Genomic DNA, 18,844 nt, shown 5'->3' on the forward strand with positions numbered 1-18,844 from the left:
GGCGACGTGTGGAACACGAAGGGACGAACTCATCCGACGGCGATCGAGCGCCCCCTCGTGTCGTACTACGAACCGCTGGAGGGCTGGCCCGACCGGGCCTGACCTCGTGCTGCGGGTCGCGGCGCCCGCAAGACTGCCGGATCGCTTTGACAGTGAGAACCGTTATCACTACGGTGCCGCCATCCACCCAGCTCCCCGGAAGGCGCCTTGATGCGAGCACTCCTGCGCACCCCCCTCACCGCCACCCTGACCGCGGGACTCCTCGCGGTCAGCGCCTGCGGCTCCGGCCCCGGCCGCGACGCGCCGTCCGACACGCTCCGGATCGCCGGGCCGTTCGAGGTGCACAGCCTCGACCCGACCGCGGACGGCGAGATCTTCACCCGCCTCGAGGTGACCGAGACCTTGGTGACCAGCGACCTCGAGGGCGAGCTGGCTCCCGGCCTGGCCACCGAGTGGGCCGCCGCCGACGGCAACACGCAGTGGCGGTTCGAGCTCGTGGACGGGGCGACGTTCCACGACGGCACGCCGGTGACGGCGGAGGCGGTCGTGGCGGCGGTCGAGCGGGCCGCCGCGGTCGAGGCCAGCCCGCTCGCCGAGATCCCGATCGAGCGCATCGATGCCGAGGGATCGGCGATCACCTTCGAGCTCGAGCAGCCCAATCTCACGCTGCCCGCCGTGCTGACGCACTACAGCACCGCGATCCTCGCCCCCGCGTCGTACGACGAGCGCGACCAGGTCACGGAGGTGATCGGCACCGGCCCGTACGAGATCGAGGACATCGAGCTCCCGGCGTCGATCAGGACCACGCGGTCCGACGAGTGGCGGGGCGAGGCGCCGGACGTCGAGAACGTGACGTTCCAGGCGGTCGGTCGGCCCGAGTCGCGAGCGCTGATGGCGACCAGCGACCAGGCGGACGTCGTGTTCGGCCTCGAGCCGGCCGGCCGCCAGCGGGTCGAGGGCTCCGACGGGGTGCGGATGGAGTCGAGCCTGCAACCCCGGACCATCCTGCTGAAGCTGAACGCCGACCACCCCGTCCTGGGCGACGTCCGGGTGCGGCGGGCGCTCAGCCTGGCCCTGGACCGGGAGGCGATGGCCGACGCGGTGCTGCGCGAGGAGGAGCTGGCGGCGACCCAGCTGCTGCCGCCGTCGCTGACCGCATGGCACCCCGAGCTCGAGCCGCTCACCCAGGACCAGGACCGGGCGCGCGCCCTGCTCGCCGAGGCCGGGTGGACCCCCGGAGCCGACGGCACCGTCCAGCGCGACGGCGAGCCCCTCGAGCTCGAGCTCCTCACCTACCCCGACCGCCCCGAGCTGCCGGCCCTCGCGACCGCGATCCAGGCCGCCCTGGCGGAGGTCGGCGTGCGCCTCGACGTGGAGGTGACGAACTCCAGCGAGATCCCCGCCGGTCAGGCCGACGGCAGCCTGCAGCTCGCGCTCATCGCGAAGCACTTCGCCCTGGTCTCCGACCCCCTGGTGGACGTGTCGACCGTCTTCGCCCCGGAGGGCAACGACTGGGGCGTCATGAACTGGCGCGACCCGCGGGTCGAGACCGCGATCGACGCGCTGCTGGCGGGCGCCCCCGAGGCCGAGGCCGCCAGGCACCGCGAGACGATCGTGCGGGTCGCCCAGGAGGAGCTGCCGCTCATCCCCGTGGCGTGGTACCGCATGAACGCCGCGGTGAGCGACCGGGTCGAGGGCTTCGTGATGGACCCGCTGGAGACGACGTGGCGGATCACCGGGCTGACGTGGTCGTCGTGACCCCGCGCCGCAAGGAGCTCGCGCGCGTCCTGGCGCACCGGGGCGGCCAGGGACTCGGCGTGGCGGTGCTCGTCTCGGTGCTGTGCTTCCTGGTGGTGCGGACCCTCCCGGGGGACGCCGCCTACCGGATCGCGGCCGGGCGCTACGGCTACGACCTGGTCGACCAGGAGGCCGCCGACGCGGTGCGGGCCGAGCTGGGCCTGGACCGGCCCGCCTGGCGACAGCTCGCCGACTGGCTGCTGGACCTGTTCCAGCTCGACCTCGGCCGGTCGCTGGTGACGTCGCGCCCGGTGGTCGAGGAGGTCGGCTACTACCTCCTCGGCACGCTCCAGCTCGCCGCCGTGTCGCTCGCCATCGCCATCGTCATCGGTGCCGGTGCCGGCGTGCTGGCCGCGCGACGGCCCGGTGGGCCGATGGACCGGTTGGCCACCGCCTGGGTGGCGTCGGTGCGGGCGGTGCCGCCGTTCCTGCTCGGCCTGCTGCTCGTCGTGGTCCTCTCCGCCCAGCTGGGTCTGCTGCCGGCGGTCGGACACGGCGGCGCAGCCAGCATCGTGCTGCCCGCGCTCACGCTCGGCATCGGCCTCTCCGGCCTGGTCGCCCGGATCACCAGGGACGCCGTCGTGGAGGTCCGCGCGTCGGCGTACGTGCAGTTCGCCCAGACCAAGGGGCTCCCGGAGCGCTGGGTGCTGGTGCGACACGTGGTCCGCAACGCCGCCGTCGTGCTGGTCCCCTACCTCGGCGTGCAGGCGGTGATCCTGATCGAGGGCGTGGTCGTCGTCGAGAGCCTGTTCTCCTGGCAGGGGCTGGGCCACGCGATGGTGCACGCGGTGTTCTGGCGTGACGTACCGGTGCTCCAGGCGACCGCCCTCGTGCTCGCCCTGCTCATCGTCGCCGTCAACACGCTGGTCGACCTGGCCGTGCTGTGGCTCGACCCGCGCCCCCGTCGCCTGGAGGTCGCCGCATGACCACGCCGCTCCTGGAGGCGGGCGCAGGCGTCGGCGTCGGCACCCGCCGCCGTCCCCTCGGACGCCGGGCGGCGGTCGCGGGGCTCCTCGGTCTCGCCGCGCTCGCGATCCTCGGCCCGCTGCTCCTGCCCGACCCGACCGCGCAGGACCTGGGCCGCTACCTCGAGGCGCCGTCGCTGGACGAGCCGCTCGGGCGCGACGACTACGGCCGCAGCGTGCTGGCCCGGCTCGCCCACGCCACCCGGCTGTCGCTGGTGCTGGCGGCCCTGTGCGTGGCCACCGCACTGGTGCTGGGCACCGTCGCGGGCATCGCCTCGGCCTGGTTCGGCGGCTGGATCGACGCCGTGCTCCGGGCGGTGTCGGAGGCGTTCGTGGCCATCCCGGCCCTGCTGGTCGTGCTGCTCGTCTCCGCGCTCGCGTCGGGCGGGAGCCTGTGGGCCCTCTACCTCGGCCTCGCCCTCGCGCAGTGGGTGGAGTACTTCCGCGTGGTCCGCGCCCGCAGCGGCCTGGTGCTGGGCTCCCCGGCCGTCGAGGCGGCCGGCCTGCTGCGGCTCGGGGCGCTCCACGTCGTCCGGCGCCACCTGTGGCCCGACCTGCGTCCGCTCCTCACGACCCTGGCCTCGCTCGGCATGGTCACCTCGATCCTGGCGATGTCGACGCTCGGCTTCGTCAAGGTCGGCCTGCAGCCGCCGCGCGCCGAGCTCGGCCTGATGATCACCGAGTCGTTCCCGTTCTACGACGTAGCGCCGTGGCTCTCGATCGCGCCGATCGCGGTGCTCTTCCTGCTCACCATCTGCTTCCTGGCCCTGCGTGACCCCGAGGTGCGTCCATGACCGACCAGACTCCGACGGACCAGGCACCGGCCGACCAGGCGCCGGACGACCAGGCACCGGCCGCCCACGACCTGGTCGTCCACCACGCCGCCGTCCGGCACGGCACGACGCTGCTCGCCGAGGTCGACGACCTCCGCCTCGTCGCCGGCCGAGCGCTCACGATCGTGGGTGAGAGCGGCTCGGGGAAGTCGGTGCTCGCCCACGCCCTCATGGGCACCCTGCCCGGCGAGCTCTCCGCCACGGGGTCGATGAGCATCGGGAGGACCCGGTTCGACCTCGCCGAGACGGCTGGCCGGCGCCACCTGTGGGGACGCCAGCTCGCCCTGCTTCCCCAGGAGCCGGCGCTCGCGCTCGACCCCACGATGCGGGTGCGCGCCCAGGTCGCCGAGGGGGCGAGCTCCTGGCGGCCTCGCGACCCGAGGTCGCTCCGGCTGGCCGACGAGCGGCTGAGCCGGCTGGGGCTGGCGCACGCCGGTGCGGCGTACCCGCACACCCTGTCCGGCGGCATGGCCCAGCGGGTGGCCCACGCGGCGGCCACCATCGGCGGTGCGCGCATCCTGATCGTGGACGAGCCGTCCAAGGGGCTCGACCGTCACTCGCTCGACCAGCTGGCCGACCTGCTCGAGGCCCACCTCGCCGGTGGAGGGCTGCTGCTGACGATCACCCACGACCTCGAGCTGGCCCGGCGCCTCGGCGGCTCGGTGCTGGTGATGCGCGAGGCCACCGTGGTGGAGTCCGGGCCCGCGGAGCAGGTCCTCACGACGCCCGGCCACGCCTACACGCAGGCGCTGGTCGCCGCCGAGCCGTCGCGCTGGACCTACCCCTGGATGCGCGACGTCGCCGCGCCGGACCCGGCGGGCGAGCCCCTGATCACCGCGCGAGGGATCAGCAAGTCCTACGGGTCGGACCCGCTGTTCCACGACTTCTCCCTGGAGGTGCGAGCGGGTGAGCGCTGGGCGCTGACGGGTCCGAGCGGGGTCGGCAAGACCACGCTGGGCAACGCGCTGCTGCGCCTGACCCCGGTCGACCACGGCTCGGTCTCGCACGGTGCCGCCGCCGCGGGTGGCCGGCTGCAGAAGCTCTACCAGGACCCCGCGCTCTCGTTCCCGCCGCGGGTGCCGCTCGAGGTGGCCCTGCGCGACGTCGTGCGCCGGCACGGCGCCGGGGCGAGCCGGCTCCGTGCGCTGCTCGAGGAGGTAGGTCTCCCGTACGAGATCCTGCAGCGGCGCCCGAGCCAGGTCTCGGGCGGCGAGCTCCAGCGCATCGCCATCGTCCGCGCCATGCTCCCGCGGCCGGCCCTGGTCTTCGCCGACGAAGCAACGTCGAGGCTGGACCTCGCCACCCAGGCGACCACGATGGACAGCCTGATGTCGGAGGTCACCGAGTACGGCTGCGCCCTGCTCCTGGTCACCCACAACCAGGACCTGGCCCGTGCCGTCGCCCACCGGCAGGTCCGGCTGGGGGACGACGCCGCGGCGGCGGGTGGCCGGACGACCGGGCCCGACCCGGTGGCTGCGGCGGTGACCTGAGCCTCGCAGGCCCCGCGCGCCGGGCCGGCACCCGGCGACGGACGCACGAGGGGCGGGGACCGCACTGGCCCCCGCCCCTCTCAACACGCCCCGATCAGCGTCCGGCGACCGCCTGCTTGAACGCCGCGGCGGGCTTGAAGGCCGGTGCGACGCTGGCGGCGATCTCGAGCGCCTCACCCGTCTGCGGGTTGCGCCCGGAGCGAGCCGCACGCTCCCGCGGCTCGAAGCTGCCGAAGCCCGGCAGCGTGACCTTGTCCCCCGCGGCGACCGCGGCCACGACGCCGTCGAGCGCCGCCGCCACGGCGGCGTCGGCCTGGGCCGCGCTCAGCCCGGCCTCCCGCGCGACGGTCTCGACCAGGTCCTTGCGGTTCATGTGCTTCTCCTCGCATCGATGGGTGGTGGGCCCGCCGGGACCGTGCCGGGCGACCCGTCTCGCCCGATGTGACCGGGCCGGTCGCACTATGCCATAGTGATAACCGTTCTCAAACAGAAGGAGACGAGCCATGCGACCAGGCATCCACCCCGCGTACGGCCCCGTGGCGTTCCGCGACCGGGCGACCGGCCGGGTCACGCTCACCCGATCGACACTGGCCGGCCGCGACCACGACAAAACCGTGGACGTCGACGGCGTCGCCTACCCCGTGGTCGACGTCGACATCTCCAGCGACAGCCACCCGTTCTGGACCGGCACCGCTCGCACGCTCGACAGCGAGGGCCGGGTCGAGAGGTTCCAGCGCCGCTACGGGGGCCGGTGATGAGGAAGCCGTTGCTGGTGGTGACGGGGGTCGACCCCGTCGCGATGGACACCGCCCTGATCAGCCTGGCCTGGGACCTGCCGCGGGCAGTCTCGGTGCGCCACCTGATCGACCCGCACACCCAGGTGCTCACCCGCACGGTCAGCGACGCCACCGGTGTCGTCGAGCGGGAGCAGATCCAGCTCGAGCACGCCTGCGTGAGCTGTGCCCTCCGCGAGGACATCGTGCCGACGCTCGAGCGGCTGGCCCGCGACCACCGGTGGAGCGCCATCGTCTCCGGGCTCCCGACCGGCACCGAGGCCGCCCGGCTCGCCCAGGTGCTGGGCGCCGACACCCGGCTGGCCCGGCACCTGAAGCTCAGCGCGGTGCTGGCCGCCGTCGGCACCGACGATGTCGTGCGGGACCTGCTCGGGGACGACCTGCTGCGCGAGCGGGACCTGCACACCAACCCCGGCGACGCCCGCGGGGTGGGCGAGGTCGCCTGCGCCCAGATCGAGTACGCCGACCTCGTCGTGCTCGACGCCGACCCGGGCGTCGAGGCGGCCGACCTGGTGCGCGCCCTGGCGCGTCCTGGGGCACCGGTGGTCGTCGGCGCGGCCGAGCTCGACGCCACCGCGCTCACCGCCCAGCGGCACCAGGTGGGTCTGAGCAGCGCCTGGTGCGCCCCGGCGTTCGATGTCGAACTGCCGGCGCTGCGCGGGAGCCGGGCCTGGCGCCTGGACCTCTCCTCCCCACGGCCCTTCCACCCCGATCGGCTGCTCGACCAGATCGAGCGGCTCGGGGCGGGGCGGCACCGCTCCCGCGGTGCGTTCTGGCTGCCGACCCGTCCCGGTGACCTCCTGGAGTGGTCCGGCGCCGGCGGGCAGCTCAGCATCGGCAGCCACAGCGCCTGGGGCCTTCGGGCACCGATGACCCGGCTGCTCGTCACCGGGGTCGGAACCGCGCCGAGCGACCTGGTCGCGGCGTTCGAGGACCTGCTCCTCACCCGCACCGAGGCGCTGCTCGACCAGCACACCTGGGCCGTCCACGAGGACGGCCTGGAGCCCTGGCTCGGCGAGATCCGCCGCGTCGCCTGACGACGCGCACCGGTGCTTGAGGAAGGACGAAGTCCTGTCTCGAAAGCCGGCGGGACGAAGGCCCTTCCGGTGGGAACGGGAGGGCGTTCGTCCTCCGGGGTTTCCCGGTGCTGGAGGAAGGACGAAGTCCTGTCTCGAAGCCGAGGGGACGAAAGCCCTGCGGTGGGGACGGGAGGGCTCTCGTCCTACGGGGTTTCGAGACAGTTGCTAGCGCAGCTTCCTCAACCACCGGCGCGTCGGGCACCCATCGTTGGTTGAGGAAGGACGAAGTCCTGTCTCGAAACCCGGTGGGACGAAAGCCCTGCGGTGGGGACGGGAGGGCTCTCGTCCTCCGGGGTTTCGAGACAGTTGCTAGCGCAACTTCCTCAACCAGCGACGCGACGCGCACCGATCTGCACGTAGCACATGAGCGCCGGCCGGTCGCTGCGGTTCTGCCAGGCGTGCCGGGTGCCGAGCTGGACGACGCAGGTGCCGGGGGTGAGCGTCACCTCGGCCCCGTCGTCCAGCGTCAGGCAGAGCTCGCCCTCCAGGCAGATGGCGTAGTCGACGGTGTCGGTGGTGTGCATGCCGTCGTCGCCGTCCTCGAACGGGTCCAGCAGGCCGGGGAGCTTCTCGGCCACCTCGTCGGCGACGACCTGGGGGTCGTGGGCGGTCTGTGACTCGGACGAGTGCGGCGCCCAGCGGAGGAACAGCGCCCGGCTGCCACCGAGCCCCGGGAAGTACGGACGGAGCACCGGCGCCGGGTCCCGCTCCCCCACGGTGGCGCCGCCGTCCGGCGTCCCCCAGAGGAGGTAGAAGTCCGCGCCGGGCAGGGCGCGGACGCTCACGGGATCGGGGTGCCGGTCCTCGACGAAGACGGCACGCCCGGCGTCGTCGTGGCCGGTGACGATGAGGCGTGGCTCGGCTGGCATGGGCGCTCCTGGTCTCTCGGTCTGGTTCGGTCCGGTCATCGGCGGGTCACGAGGGCTGGGGACTCGTGGTCGGGGCGTCCTCGCGGGCGAACTGCCGGCGGAGCTCCTGCTTGGCCCACTTGCCGGTGGCGGTCCGGGGGATCTCGCCCAGCAGCTCGACGCGCTCGGGGATCCACCACGAGGCGACCCTGTCGCGCAGGTGCTCGCGCACGTCGTCGACGGTGAGGTCGACCCCCGGCACGGGTACGACGCACGCCACGGGGCGCTCCCCCCAGCGCGGGTCCGCCACCCCGATCACGGCGGCCTCCCGCACCCGTGGGTCGGCCATGATCGCGTTCTCCAGCTCGACCGACGAGATCCACTCGCCGCCCGACTTCACCAGGTCCTTGGTGCGGTCGACGATGCGCAGGTAGCCCAGGTCGTCGATGGTGGCGACGTCGCCGGTGCGGAGCCAACCGTCGGGGGTGAAGCTCGCCGCACCGGCGTCGGCGCCGAAGTAGGCGCTCGCGATCGTCGGCCCGGCCACCTGGAGCTCGCCGGGGGTGGTGCCGTCGCGGGGCTGCTCCACGCCGTCGTCGGACACGACCCGGATCTCGGTCAGCGGCACGGCAGCGCCGGGGGTGCCGAGGAGCCGCCGACGCGCGTCGGCGGAGAGGCCCGTGTGGGACGTCGACAGGCGCGACGTCGTGACGACCGGGCTGGTCTCGGTCATCCCCCAGGCGTTGGTCAGCGGGATGCCGATCGCCGCCTCGTAGGCCTGGGAGAGCGCGTCGTCGACCGCCCCTCCCCCGCACGCGATGTGCCGCAGGCTGCCGACCCCGGCCGGGTCGAGGTGGGGCAGGAGGTCGCGCCAGACCGTCGAGACGGCGGCGCTGAAGGTCACCCGGTGCCGGGCCAGGAGCGACGCGAGCTCCTCGGGCGCCGTCGCGGGCCCGGGCAGCACCAGGTCGGCGCCGCACTGCATGGCGGCGTAGGGCAGCCCCCACGCGTTGACGTGGAACATCGGCACGACGGGCGCGACGACGTCGCCCTCGCTCAGCGCGAAGACGTCGGCGCCCAGGAGCAGCAGGCTGTGGAGCACGACCGACCGGTGGCTGTAGAGCACGCCCTTGGGGTTGCCGGTCGTCCCCGAGGTGTAGCAGAGCGAGGCCGCGGCGTCCTCGTCGTCGACCGCGACGGCGATCGGCCGGTCCTCCTGCTCCGCCAGCAGCTGCTCGTAGTCCAGCAGCCGCGGGTCGTCGGGCAGCGGCACGTCGCCGCCGTCGTCCATCACGACGACGTGGCGGACCCGCTCGGAGGACGCCACCAGCGGCCACACCACCGGCAGGATGGTGCGGTCGACGAACACGACGTCGTCGGCGGCGTCGTCGACGATGAACCTGATCTGGTCGGCGTGCAGCCGGTGGTTGATCGTGTGGAGCACCCGTCCGGAGCTGGGCACGGCGAGGTAGAGCTCGACGTGTCGCTGGCTGTTCCACGCGAACGTGCCCACGCACGCCCCCGCCGGCACCCCGAGGGCGTCGAGGACGTGCGCCAGCCGGCGCACCCGGGGTGCCACCTCGGCCCACGTCGCGACGGTCTCCGTCGCGCCGCCGGTGATCACCCGCTTGTGCCCGAAGCTGCGCTCGGCCCGGGCCAGCAACGAGGGCAGGGTGAGGGGACGGTCCTGCATGAGGCCTCGCATCACGGGGCGGGCACCTCCACCTGCACGGCCTGGATGCGGCCCTCGCGGACCGTGGTCTCGTCCGGCATCCAGCTGTTGGAGGTGAGCAGGAACAGCGTGCGCCCGTCCGGCCCGCCCAGCACGCAGTCGGTCGCGCAGCGGCCGTCGACGTCGATGACCTTGGTGATCCGGCCGCCCTCCTCGACCCGCAGGAACTGCGAGGTGGTGATCGACGAGACCCACACCGCCCCGGCGGCATCGGTGCAGATGCCATCGGGGGTCGAACCCTCCGGCAGCTCGGCCCACACTCGCTTGGCCACCAGCCCACCGCGCTCGTCGATCTCGAACGCGCTCAGCCGGGCGCCCCAGGTCTCGGCGACCACCAGCGTCGAGGTGCCCGGCAGGACCACCGAGCCGTTGGGGAACGTCATGTCGTGCTCGACGACCGTCGGCGTGCCGTCCGGGTCGATGCGGAAGATCGGCCCTGGCCGTTGCGGTGCGTCGGCGTAGAGGTCGTAGCCGAAACCGCCCAGGAAGACCCGACCGGCCGGGTCGACGACGAGGTCGTTGACGGGCGCCTCGGTGAGGCCCGAGAGGTCCGCGAACACGCTCACCCCGCCGTCCGGCCCGAGCCGCCGGACCACCCGGTCGAGCATGCAGCTGACGAGCAGAGACCCGTCAGGCAGCCAGCCCAGGCCCGAGGGCTGGTCGTCGACGACCACGACCTCCTCGAGGGTCCGCCCCGCGGGGTCGGACCGGAACACCTGGCCGGTGTGCATGTCGGAGAACCACAGCTGGCCGCCGTGCCACCGAGCCCCCTCGGGGAACCGGAGGTCGGAGAAGATCAGGGAGAGGTCAGACATGGGGGTTCCTCGCTGGGTGGGCGGGGACCCGGGCGTTCCCGGGCCCGAGGTCGGCGCGGAGCCGGACCAGCGCGCTGTGCAGGTCGGGTGCGTCGACGACGACGATGATGCCGAGCAGTCCGGCGTAGAAGAGCTGGGTGACGTACGCCGGCAGCGCCGTCACCGTGGCGATCTCGGCCAGCAGGGCCACCGCCAGGATGCCGCCGAGCAGGCCCACGGCGCTGCCCCGACCCCCGGCGAGGGAGACGCCGCCGAGCAGGGCTGCGGCCGCCGCGAGGATCAGCGGCTGGACGCCCGGGTCGGGGTTGGCCGACCCGAGGCTCAGGCTGAGCAGCGAGCCACCCAGGCCGGCGATCACACCCGACGCGACGAAGGTGCCGACCAGCAGCGGGCCGACCGCCACGCCGGCCACCCTGCTGGCGCGCCGGTCACCCCCGATGGCCCGCAGCTCCCGGCCCCACCGGGTGGCGGCGAGCACGAGGGCCGCCAGGGCGAACAGCGCCAGCGTGATCAGGCTGCGCGGGGAGAACCAGGTCAGCACCGTCTGGTCGACCCAGAGGATGACGTCGACGTTCGCGTAGGTCTTGGTGAGGCCGCCGGACAGCGCGCTGGTCAGGCCGAGCAGCGCGATGTAGGTCGCCAGCGTCACCGGCATCGAGGGCAGCCTCAGCCCGGCGATCAGGCAGCCCTGGGCCAGACCGATCGCCGCACCCGCACCCACGGCGGCGAGGACGCCGTGGGCGACGTGCTCCTGGCCGAGCTGGACGGTGAGCATCCCGCCGAGCGCGTAGGTGCCGACGACGGAGAGGTCGAACTCGCCGGCGATCATCGTGAGGCCGAGGGCGAGCGCGAGCGGCCCGAGTCGGGCGAAGATCTGCAGGGTGTTGTAGACGTCGAAGGAGCCGATGGTCGCGTCGGAGTAGGTGGGCACGAGCACGAAGGCGACCAGCGTGACCCCGAACGCCGTCAGGGGCAGCAGCACCGCGGGGCGGCCGAGCGGGTGCGACGTCACGAGGCACGTCCCTTCGAGCGCAGGTGCACCAGCACGACGACGAGCAGCACGATGACGCCCTTCACCATGATCTGCACCCCGGTGGAGTAGCCGCGCAGCAGGAGGATGTCGGAGACCGCGGCGATGAGCACGGCGCCGGCCAGCGTGCGCACCGCCGAGCCACGGCCGCCGGAGATGGGGGTGCCGCCGGCCAGCACCGCGGCGATGGCGTCGAAGGTGAGCGTGCCGCCCAGGTTGACGTTGGCCGCGGTGTTGAACGCCGCGGTGAACGCGGCCGTGACGGCGAAGAGCGATCCCGCTCCGAGCCACGCCACCGTGGTGGTCCGGCCGACCGGCAGACCGGCCGCCCGGGCGGCCCGGCGGTTCTCCCCGCCGAGGTAGAGCGACCGGCCGAACCCGGTGCGCCGCAGCACCCACTCGACGACCGCCGTGAGCGCGAGGAGCACGAAGACGCAGAGCGGGACCCCGCCGGGCGTCGCGTTGAGGACGTCGTAGCCGGTGCCCGACGGGGAGACCGACGTCCCACCGGTCAGACCGGTCGCGACCCCGGTGATCGCGAAGCTGGCCGCGATGGTGAGCACCACCGGGTTGGCCGCGGCGAAGCCGACCACCGCGCCCTGCAGGCCGGTCACCACGGCGCCGCAGACGACCGCCAGGACCAGGGCGGGAACGAGCCCGAGCGACTGGGCGGACAGGAACACCATCCCGCTCGCCGCCACGGTCTGGGAGATCGCGAGCGAGACCGCGGCCCCGCCGACCATGATCAGGGTGAGGCCGAGGGCCGCGATGCCGACCAGGCTCGCCGAGGTCAGGATGGCCTTGAGGTTGGCGTAGGAGACGAACCGGTCGGTGGACAGGCCGACGACCAGCACCGCGACGACGGCCACGACGACCACCGCGTCGGTGGCCAGGTCGCCTCGGCGGCGGCTCCGGCTCGGTGCGGTCGCCCCGGACGCCGGGACGGTGAGCGTGTTCACGACAGGAGCTCCTTCGCCGGCGCTCCGACCCCGCGGTCGTGGGGGTCGCGGGGGTCGTGGGGGTCGTGACCTCCGTGGGTGATCTCGCGCAGCAGCACCGAGCCCGCGGTGTCGCCCACGTGGGTGCGCACGACATCGCCCTTGTGCATGGTGACCACGACGTCGGCCAGGTCGAGCAGCTCCTCGAGCTCGGTGGAGCTGAACAGCACCGCGAGCCCGTCGGTGGCGGCGCTACGCAGCAGGTCGTGGATCGCCGCTCGGCCGCCGACGTCGACCCCGCGGGTCGGGTCGTCGAGCAGGAGGACGCGGACGTCGTCGCGGTGCAGGCACCGACCGACGAACACCTTCTGCTGGTTGCCGCCGCTCAGCGACCCCACGGCGTCGCGGGCGCGGTGCGGCTCGATCGCGCACACCCCGAGCAGCTCGGCCACCGACCGCGACCACCGTGCGCGGCTGACCACGCCCAGGCGGGTGAGCGTGGGCAGGCGGGTCGCGAGGAGGTTCCAGCCGATCGGCTTGTCGAGGAAGAGTCCCTCGGTCTTGCGGTCGTTGGAGACGAAGGCGATGCCCGCGGCGCTGGCGACGGTGGGCCGGCCGGTGCGCACCCGCCGACCGTCGACCTCGACCACGCCGGTCGCGGCCGGCACCAGCCCGGCCAGCGCGCGGAGCACGTCGGACGCACCCGAGCCGAGCTGCCCGGCCACGGCGTACACCTGCCCGGCCCGCAGGGAGATGCTGAAGTCGTGCACGCGACCCGGCACCGACAGCCCGGTCACGGACAGCACGACGTCGCCGGACCGCCCGGCCCGGGTCCGGTCGAGGCGGGAGGGCGCCTCCCCCAGCATCTGCTCGATCAGCGAGTCGACGGTCAGCCCGTCCGCCGCTGCGGTGGCGACGACGGCGCCGTCGCGCATCACCGTGACCCGGTCGCACAGGGCCAGCACCTCGCCGAGCCGGTGGGAGACGAAGAGGATGGCGCAGCCGGTGGCGGCCACCTTGCGCACCGAGGCGTAGACGTACTCGCTCTCCACGTCGCTGAGGGTCGCGGTGGGCTCGTCCAGGATCAGCAGCCGCGCGTCCTGGCCCAGGGCCCGGGCGATCTCGACCAGCTGCCGCTCGCCGATGCCCAGCGACGACAGCGGCCGGTCGAGGGCGACGTGGGTGAGGCCGACGCTGTCGAGCAGCGCACGGAACCGCCGACGCGAACGGCGAGCCCGGTTGAGCCAGCCGGTGCGGGCGTCGCCGAGCATCAGGTTCTCGGCGACGCTGAGCGACGGCACGACGCTGAGCTCCTGGTCGACCAGCGCCACGCCGGCGCGCTGGGCCGCCTGGCGGCTGCGGAGGTCGACGACCTCGCCGCCGATGGAGATCTCCCCGCCGTCGGGGTCCTCCTGCCCGGAGAGCATCTTCACGACCGTGCTCTTGCCGGCGCCGTTGTGGCCGCACAGGGCGTGGATCTCCCCCGCCTCGATGCCGAACGACGCCCCGCGCACGGCCCGGGTGCTCCCGAAGCTCTTGACCAGGCCGTCCACGCGGACCAGCTCGTGGCCGGTCCGCGCGGACGTGGACGCGACGGTCACGCCTTGCTGCACTGCTCGGCGAACTCGTCGACGTTCGCGGCGGTGACCCGCTCCTCCGCGACGACGACCTTCTCGTCCGGCTTGTCGTCGGAGAAGTAGGCGGCCAGGTAGTCGACCGTCTCCTGCGCGATGGTGCCGGGGTCCTCGGTCGCCGTGCCGTAGAGGGTGCCCTCCCGGATGGCGTCGATCCCGGACTTGAAGCAGTTGCTGCCCGTGACGATCAGCCCGTCGTCGCCACCCACCTCGCACCCTGCCTGCTTGGCCGAGGCGATGATCGCCAGCGCCTGGTAGTCGGCCATGCCGTAGGCGCCCTGCACCCCGGAGCAGCCGTGCTTGGCGAACAGCTGGGTGGCGATCCTGCCGGTCAACGCCGGGTCCCAGTTGCCGTCCTCGACCTCGATGACCTCGTAGTCGGGCGACTTCGCCATCTCGGCGTCGAACCCGACCATGCGGTCCTGCGACGCGAACCCGGACGCGGTGCCGGTGATCACGATGATGTTGCCGGATTCCTTGCCCTGGGCCTGGAGTCCCTCGACCAGGTTCTGCGCCGCGGCGACGCCCAGCGCCTCGTTGTCGGAGAGGACCTGCAGCACGTCGCCCTCGACCGAGGGATCCGGCCGGCCGTCGAAGACCAGCACCGGCACCCCGGCCTGCTTGGCCTTCTGGATCGGCACGATCATCGAGGAGGTGTCGAGCAGGGCGGCGACGATGATGTCGGGCTGGTTGGAGATGGCCTGGTTGAAGTTCGTCACCGCCGTGCCCGGATCCATCGTCGTGAGGTCGACGACCTCCGCGCCCTGGCTCTCGAGCCCGTCGGTGAAGACCTGGTTGTAGTAGGCACCCCACGGGTTGTCGTTGCCGTAGCCCACGAAGTTGATCGTCTTGCCGTCGAGTCCGCCGGCGTCCCCGCCGCCGGAGTCGGAGCCGGAGCCGCCACCGCCGTCGTCGCCACCGCAGGCCGCGGCGGTCAGGGCGAGGGCGCCGAGCCCGGCCGCGAGCCGGAGCGAGACGGAGCGTCCGCGACGCGGACGGCCGGGCAGCGGGCCGCCGGGGAGGGAGGAGTCGTTGCGCCGGACGGGCGCCCCGAGGACGTGCTTGAGCGTGGACCTGGGCATGGAGTCTCCTGGAGGAACGCGGGGCATGTGGCGTGCGCCACAGCTCGGTTGCCGGAACACTAGGGCGGCTGGAGCACCCCAGAGAGGGGTGATCCCCACACCGTTGTGCCGCGCTCGGTGGCGGATTCCTCCACCCTGGGCCACACTCACCGGGTGACGACCGACGCGGGTGGCTACCGGACCGCGAGTCCCGACCTGGCGTCGTACCGCCAGCGGCGCGAGCGCGAGCTGAGCTCGCTCTACGCCACCGCGCGGTCGCTGACGGCGCTGGGCGAGACCGACGTGGTGCTGGACTCGATCGTGCGGGCGGCCCACGAGCTCATCGGCACCGACTTCACCTACCTGTCCCTCCTCGGACCGGACGGTGAGCTGACGCTCAAGGCCTCCGAGGGCACGATCTCGTCGACGTTCGCCGACGCCCGGGTGCCCTCGGGCACCGGGGTCGGGGGGCGCGTCATCGCCACCGGCGCGCCGGCCTGGGTGAGCAACTACCTCGCCACCCGCGACGTGCCGCACGACCGGAGCTTCGACGACCTGGTGCTGCCGGAGGGGATGGTGGCCCTGCTGGGCGTGCCGCTGCTGGTCGGCGACGAGGTCGTCGGAGTGCTGTTCGCGGCCGACCGCACCGAGCGGCCGTTCGAGAACGACGAGGTCGCCCTGCTCAGCGCCTTCGCCGACCACGCGGCCGTCGCGCTCAACAACGCACGCCTCTACGACGAGACCCGGTCGGCACTCAAGGAGCTGCAGTCGGCGTACGAGACGATCGAGCGGCAGGTCGCGGTGATGGAGCGGGCCCAGGCGGTGCACGAGTCGCTCACCCACGTGGTGCTCAAGGGTGGGGGCGCAGCCGAGATCGCGCAGCTCCTCGTCGACCACCTCCAGGGGACGGTCACGGTCTTCGACCGCACCGGTGCGGTGATCGCCGCCGGGAGTCCCGACGGGGCGCCGGAGCCGGCAGTGCAGCGCTCCTCACCCGACGCCGTCGAGCAGGCCCGGCAGTCGGGCCGGTGGGCCACCACCACCGACAGCACGGGGGTGTGGCGCACGGCCGCCACCGTCCAGGCCGGCGACAGCCACCTCGGCGCGCTGCTGCTGACCCGGTCGCACGAGCCGGCCCCCGTCGACATCCGCACCCTCGAGCGCGCCGCCCAGATCATGGGCCTGCTGATCCTCAAGGAGACGGCGGTGGCCCAGGCCGAGGAGCGCGTGAGCGGCGAGCTGCTCACCGAGCTCCTGGTCTCCTCGCCGCCCGTGGGACCCACCCAGCGGGCCCGGGCCCAGGCGCGCGGCATCGACGTCGCCACCCTCGACGTCCTGGTGGTCGCCGCGTCGGCCACGCGGTCGCCGGCGGAGGTCAGCCGCCGGCTGCACCAGCTCTCCGGCGATTGGGGCGGGCTCGCCGGCGAGCACCTGGGCCGGGCGACGATGCTGGCCCACGCCACCGACGTCGCCGAGGTGGCCGAGAGCCTGCACGCGCGCCTGCGGCGCGACCTCGGCACACCGGTGCGGGTGGTCGCGGAGCGGGTGGTCGACCAGGGCTGGGGTCGCGCCTTCGAGCTGGCCAGCCGGTGCTGCGGGCTGATGCAGACGCTCGGCGTGACCGACCAGGGGACGACGGCGGGCCGCTACTCGATGTTCGCCCTCGTCTTCGATCCCGAGCGGAGCGAGGAGCTGGACGCGCTGCTGCGCGACACCGTCGAGCCGCTGGCCGCCCACGACGCGCTCCGCTCGACCCAGCTCGTGGCGACGTTGACGGCGTACTTCCACCACGCCGGCAACCTGAGCCGGACCGCCCGGACCCTGCACATCCACCTCAACACCCTGCACAAGCGCCTCCACCGGGTGGAGGCGCTCCTCGGCGCGGGATGGCGGTCGCCCGACCGCGCCCTGCACCTCCAGCTCGCGCTGCGGCTGCACGAGCTGCGCGGTCAGTCACTCACCGGCTGAGACGACGCTGCGCTGGAGGCCGTGCACCAACAGGTGCAGGGCCAGGACCAGGGTGCCGCCGAGCGCCACGACGTTGCCGACCGCGTCGAGCGCCGCGAGCTCGGCCAGGTGGTGCAGGTGGTAGACCAGGTGGGTGAGGTCGAAGACGGTCCAGGCCCCACCCAGCACCAGCAGCGCCGTGGCGTCCAGGCGGCACAGCGCGATCACCCCGGCCACGGCGAGCGCCAGGTAGAGCCCGCCCACGTCGCGGACCAGGTGCTCGTTGAACGGCCCGTCCACGCCCACCCACACCCGGTGGAACCCTGGGAAGCTGTCGTAGAAGGACCGCGGCGCGAGCGCCGCCCACGGCCCGACGTAGAGCGCCGAGGCCGTGAGGAGGCCGGTGGTGACGTGGAGCGTGGTGGGTCGCATGCCTGGTGGACGAGCCCGCCGCCTGGTTCGTGACTCCGCAGCCCCGGTGCGCTCCTGCCGGTTGCCCGGATCGCTCGGCCCGGGGAGGGTGGAGGCGTGCGTGCGCGACGGCCCGACCTCGACCGGATCTCACCGGACGCCCAGGACGTGCTCGACCGGTACGGCGTGCCCGGCTGCTCGGTGGCGGTCCGGGAGGCGGGCGAGGTCGTGCTGGACCAGGGACTCGGCACGAGTCGCGCCGCCACCGGGGAGCGGCTGACGTCGACGACGCGCCTGCAGGCCTGCTCGATGAGCAAGCCCGTGGCCGTGGTCGGGGCGATGCGCCTGATCGAGCAGGGGTTGCTCGACCTGGACGCCGACGTGTCCGACTACCTCACCCGGTGGGCGGTGCCGCCGAGCGGCGACTGGCGACCGCGGCTCACCCTGCGCCAGCTGGCCAGCCACACCGCCGGCCTCACCGCGCACCCCGGGTTCCCCGGCTACCGGCGGGGGGAGCGCGTCCCGACGCTGGTCGAGTCGCTCGGGGGCCAGCACCCCGCAAACGCGCCCGGGGTGCGCGTCGACATGGTGCCGGGGCTCCGCTTCCGCTACTCGGGGGCCGGCACGTCGCTCCTGCAGCTGGTGCTGGAGGAGGTGACCGCGACGCGCGCCGACGAGCTCCTCGCCGAGCTGGTCCTCGAGCCGCTGGGCATGCACGACAGCACGTTCGCCCAGGACCTCGACGACCCCGAGCGGGCACACGGCCACCTGGCCGGCTCGCGGCCGGTGCCGGGCGGCTGGCGGGTGCAGCCCGAGGAGTGCGCGGCCGGCCTGTGGACCACGGCCGCCGACTACCTGCGGTTCCTCGACGGGGTGCAGCGGGCCTACGCGGGCGAGGCCGGCGCGATCCTCGCCCCGGCGACCGCGCGAGAGCTGCTGACGCCCGTCGTGGCGCTGCCGTCGGGTCCCGACCTGACCCGGATGACCCACGTCGGCCTCGGCTTCTTCGTCGCCGTCCGGGACGACGGACCCGCCTGGTTCGGCCACACCGGCTCCAACGTCGGCTTCCGGTGCGCCGCGGTGGCCGGCCTGCGCGGTCGGCACGGCGCCGTCGTGATGACCAACGGCGACGACGGCACGCCGGTCGTGACGAGCGTGCTGCGCGCGGTCGCGACCGTGCTGGGGTGGGACGACGTGGTCCCTGAAGAGGGTCCGGCAGCGGAGGGGGTGACCGTCCTGGCGGACCGCGCCGGCACCTACTGCAGCGACGACGGGCTGGTCGTCACCCTGGCGGACGACGACGGCCGGGTGGTGCTCACGGTCCCCCACCAGCCGCCGGTCACCCTCCGTCGCGAGGGCGCCACGACCCTGACGACCGACCACCTCGACCTCCGCGTCCTGCTGGCGGACGACGGCTCGATCACGGTTGAGCAGGGCGGGCACCCGATCACGCTCCACCGGGCGAGCTGA

At 73.7% G+C, this 18,844-nt stretch carries 17 protein-coding genes; 8 read left to right on the forward strand and 9 right to left on the reverse strand.

The window, feature by feature from the left end; all coding sequences use genetic code 11:
• The first annotated feature begins 210 nt into the window (after positions 1-210).
• Genes JT721_RS13375 through JT721_RS13390 form a run of 4 tightly spaced genes read left to right on the forward strand, consistent with a single transcriptional unit; the run spans position 211 to position 5,085 of the window.
• A complete protein-coding gene (locus JT721_RS13375; protein ID WP_205473637.1) occupies positions 211-1,758 on the forward strand; it encodes an ABC transporter substrate-binding protein in 1,548 nt (515 codons plus the stop codon).
• Positions 1,755-2,723: an ABC transporter permease gene (locus JT721_RS20970; RefSeq protein ID WP_205473638.1), complete on the forward strand. Its 969-nt coding sequence runs from the start codon at positions 1,755-1,757 to the stop codon at positions 2,721-2,723. The genes JT721_RS13375 and JT721_RS20970 overlap by 4 nt, the downstream gene beginning before the upstream one ends.
• Complete coding sequence (locus JT721_RS13385) at positions 2,720-3,556, forward strand: ABC transporter permease (protein WP_205473639.1); 837 nt, start codon at positions 2,720-2,722, stop codon at positions 3,554-3,556. The genes JT721_RS20970 and JT721_RS13385 overlap by 4 nt, the downstream gene beginning before the upstream one ends.
• On the forward strand, positions 3,553-5,085 hold the full coding sequence (locus tag JT721_RS13390; protein WP_205473640.1) for an ABC transporter ATP-binding protein: 1,533 nt from the start codon (positions 3,553-3,555) through the stop codon (positions 5,083-5,085). Before JT721_RS13385 ends, JT721_RS13390 begins: the two co-directional genes overlap by 4 nt.
• 94 nt (positions 5,086-5,179) lie before the next feature.
• Here the strand turns inward: JT721_RS13390 and JT721_RS13395 are convergent, their stop codons facing one another.
• Positions 5,180-5,602, reverse strand: a complete 423-nt coding sequence (locus tag JT721_RS13395) for an HU family DNA-binding protein (protein ID WP_307828041.1) — start codon at positions 5,600-5,602, stop codon at positions 5,180-5,182.
• Between JT721_RS13395 and JT721_RS13400 the strand changes: the two genes are divergently transcribed.
• Both JT721_RS13400 and JT721_RS13405 read left to right on the forward strand, forming a co-directional pair.
• Positions 5,589-5,840 carry a type B 50S ribosomal protein L31 gene (locus tag JT721_RS13400; protein WP_205473642.1) on the forward strand — a complete coding sequence of 84 codons (252 nt, stop codon included), beginning with the start codon at positions 5,589-5,591 and terminating at the stop codon, positions 5,838-5,840. The genes JT721_RS13395 and JT721_RS13400 overlap by 14 nt on opposite strands.
• The gene (locus JT721_RS13405) at positions 5,840-6,916 is read left to right on the forward strand and encodes a GTP-binding protein (protein WP_205473643.1); all 1,077 of its coding nucleotides are present in this window, start codon (positions 5,840-5,842) and stop codon (positions 6,914-6,916) included. Before JT721_RS13400 ends, JT721_RS13405 begins: the two co-directional genes overlap by 1 nt.
• 365 nt (positions 6,917-7,281) lie before the next feature.
• Here the strand turns inward: JT721_RS13405 and JT721_RS13410 are convergent, their stop codons facing one another.
• The 7 genes from JT721_RS13410 to JT721_RS13440 are packed head-to-tail and all read right to left on the reverse strand — an operon-like array spanning position 7,282 to position 15,037.
• Positions 7,282-7,827, reverse strand: a complete 546-nt coding sequence (locus tag JT721_RS13410; RefSeq protein WP_205473644.1) for a cupin domain-containing protein — start codon at positions 7,825-7,827, stop codon at positions 7,282-7,284.
• Between the two features lie 46 nt (positions 7,828-7,873).
• Complete coding sequence (locus tag JT721_RS13415; protein ID WP_205473645.1) at positions 7,874-9,499, reverse strand: long-chain fatty acid--CoA ligase; 1,626 nt, start codon at positions 9,497-9,499, stop codon at positions 7,874-7,876.
• 11 nt (positions 9,500-9,510) lie between these two features.
• Positions 9,511-10,353, reverse strand: coding sequence for an SMP-30/gluconolactonase/LRE family protein (locus tag JT721_RS13420; protein ID WP_205473646.1), 843 nt, complete (start codon positions 10,351-10,353; stop codon positions 9,511-9,513).
• Complete coding sequence (locus JT721_RS13425; RefSeq protein WP_205473647.1) at positions 10,346-11,365, reverse strand: hypothetical protein; 1,020 nt, start codon at positions 11,363-11,365, stop codon at positions 10,346-10,348. The genes JT721_RS13420 and JT721_RS13425 overlap by 8 nt, the downstream gene beginning before the upstream one ends.
• Complete coding sequence (locus tag JT721_RS13430) at positions 11,362-12,342, reverse strand: ABC transporter permease (protein ID WP_205473648.1); 981 nt, start codon at positions 12,340-12,342, stop codon at positions 11,362-11,364. Before JT721_RS13430 ends, JT721_RS13425 begins: the two co-directional genes overlap by 4 nt.
• Positions 12,339-13,922: a sugar ABC transporter ATP-binding protein gene (locus JT721_RS13435; RefSeq protein WP_205473649.1), complete on the reverse strand. Its 1,584-nt coding sequence runs from the start codon at positions 13,920-13,922 to the stop codon at positions 12,339-12,341. The genes JT721_RS13430 and JT721_RS13435 overlap by 4 nt, the downstream gene beginning before the upstream one ends.
• Positions 13,919-15,037 (reverse strand): sugar ABC transporter substrate-binding protein, encoded by a 1,119-nt coding sequence (locus JT721_RS13440; protein ID WP_205473650.1) that lies wholly within the window; start codon positions 15,035-15,037, stop codon positions 13,919-13,921. Before JT721_RS13440 ends, JT721_RS13435 begins: the two co-directional genes overlap by 4 nt.
• 153 nt (positions 15,038-15,190) lie before the next feature.
• Here JT721_RS13440 and JT721_RS13445 point away from each other — a divergent pair, with 153 nt between their 5' ends.
• On the forward strand, positions 15,191-16,984 hold the full coding sequence (locus tag JT721_RS13445) for a GAF domain-containing protein (RefSeq protein ID WP_205473651.1): 1,794 nt from the start codon (positions 15,191-15,193) through the stop codon (positions 16,982-16,984).
• Here JT721_RS13445 and JT721_RS13450 read toward each other — a convergent pair.
• A complete protein-coding gene (locus tag JT721_RS13450; protein WP_205473652.1) occupies positions 16,970-17,395 on the reverse strand; it encodes a hypothetical protein in 426 nt (141 codons plus the stop codon). The two genes, JT721_RS13445 and JT721_RS13450, sit on opposite strands and share 15 nt — an antisense overlap.
• Positions 17,396-17,491: 96 nt before the next feature.
• On the opposite strand from JT721_RS13450, the gene JT721_RS13455 reads away from it, so the two are divergent.
• A complete protein-coding gene (locus tag JT721_RS13455; RefSeq protein ID WP_307828043.1) occupies positions 17,492-18,844 on the forward strand; it encodes a serine hydrolase domain-containing protein in 1,353 nt (450 codons plus the stop codon).

Source organism: Nocardioides sp. SYSU D00038, assembly GCF_016924665.1.
GTDB lineage: Bacteria > Actinomycetota > Actinomycetes > Propionibacteriales > Nocardioidaceae > Nocardioides.